The organism is Streptosporangium sp. NPDC003464, assembly GCF_053588315.1.
On sequence record NZ_JBSFPS010000543.1, the window covers coordinates 1 to 1,596 of the forward strand.

General features: G+C 69.0%; 2 protein-coding genes. One reads left to right on the forward strand and one right to left on the reverse strand.

Going from position 1 to position 1,596, the window contains the following annotated elements:
* Positions 1–461 (reverse strand): sigma-70 family RNA polymerase sigma factor (locus ACWDS7_RS48360; protein WP_451934812.1); only part of this gene is annotated, 461 nt, incomplete at its 3' end.
* Between the two features lie 298 nt (positions 462–759).
* Between ACWDS7_RS48360 and ACWDS7_RS48365 the strand changes: the two genes are divergently transcribed.
* Positions 760–1,596: SDR family NAD(P)-dependent oxidoreductase (locus ACWDS7_RS48365; RefSeq protein ID WP_451934811.1), on the forward strand; the 837-nt coding region annotated here is incomplete at its 3' end.

Sequence of the window (1,596 nt, forward strand, 5' to 3'; positions counted from 1 at the left end):
ACGGCCACGGGGCTCTTGTCGACGGCGGCCGCGATCTCCTCGTAGCCGACGTCGAAGACCTCACGCAGCACGAAGACGGCGCGCTCGGTCGGCGACAGCGTCTCCAGGACGAGCATCAGCGCCATCGACACGCTCTCGGCGAGCTCGGCGTCCTCGGCCACGTCCGGTGCGGTGAGCAGCGGCTCGGGCAGCCAGGAACCGACATACGTCTCCTTGCGGCGCTTCATGGTGCGCAGCCGGTCCAGCGAGCGTCGGGTGGCGATCCGCACCAGGTAGGCGCGCTGGTCGTGCACCTGCCCTACATCGACCTTGATCCACCGCAACCAGGTCTCCTGCAAGACGTCCTCGGCGTCGGCCGCCGAGCCGAGCATCTCGTAGGCGACGGTGAACAGCAGGTTGCGGTGAGCGAGGAATGTCTCGGTCGCCTCGGTGGCGCGGTCCATCAGGCCACCACCAGCCATCGGCTCGGCTGCGCCCGTCTTTGCATCCCTGCGCTCGTTCATACCTGGCTCCTGCCTGTTCACCCGCAGCTCCTGCTCCATGCATAAGGCGCCGGTGCCCACCGTTGTGTGACACCCGTGTTCGGTGACACACGTCACATGGCCGCACTGTCACAAAGTCCGGGGCGCCGGCGCCTCATGGTCGTCAGAACGTCGTGCGGACGATGCGCGCGGCACACAACTCCCCGAGTCGATCGCCTCGGCCGGTTGCGTGGTGACCGCCGCGCAACCGCCACCGAAGAAGGAACGGAAAGACATCATGAGCAAGGTCTGGTTCGTCACCGGTTCGTCCCGCGGCCTCGGCCGCAACTTCGTCGAGGCCGCCCTGTCGCGTGGCGACCAGGTGGCCGCAGCCGCCCGGGCCGCCGCGAGCCTTGACGAGCTGGTCGCCGCCCACGGCGAGGCGGTGCTTCCGCTGGAGCTGGACGTGACCGACAAGGCCGCCGTCTTCGAGAGCGTCAAGCAGGCCAGGGAGCACTTCGGCCGGCTCGACGTCATCGTGAACAACGCCGGCTACGCCCAGGTCGGCGCGGTCGAGGAGCTGACCGAGCAGGATCTGCGCGACCAGCTGGAGACCAACCTGTTCGGCGCGCTGTGGATGATCCAGGCCGCGCTGCCCCACCTGCGCGAGCAGGGCTCAGGGCACATCATCCAGCTGTCCTCGGCGGCAGGGCTGATGGCGATGCCGCTCAGCGGCGCCTACAGCGCCTCCAAGTGGGCGCTGGAAGCCCTGAACGAATCCCTCGCCCAAGAGGTCGCCGGCTTCGGCATCAAGGTGACCATCATCGAGCCCGGCGGCTTCGCCACCCGCTCCGGCAAGAACCCCGACCCGCTCGACAACGGCCACATGGCCGAGCCCGACCCGATCTACGACGGCCTCCGCCGGCGCATCGCCGCGTTCGCGGGCAAGCAGCCCGCCGGCGACCCGGCCGCCGCGGCCCAGGCACTCCTCAAGATCGTCGACGCCGACAACCCGCCCCTGCGGATCCTCTTCGGGCAGGGCTTCTACCCGATGCTCCAGCAGGTCTACGCCGACCGGCTCAAGACCTGGGCCGACTGGCAGGACCTTTCGGCAGAGGCTCACGGCAACCTCGAT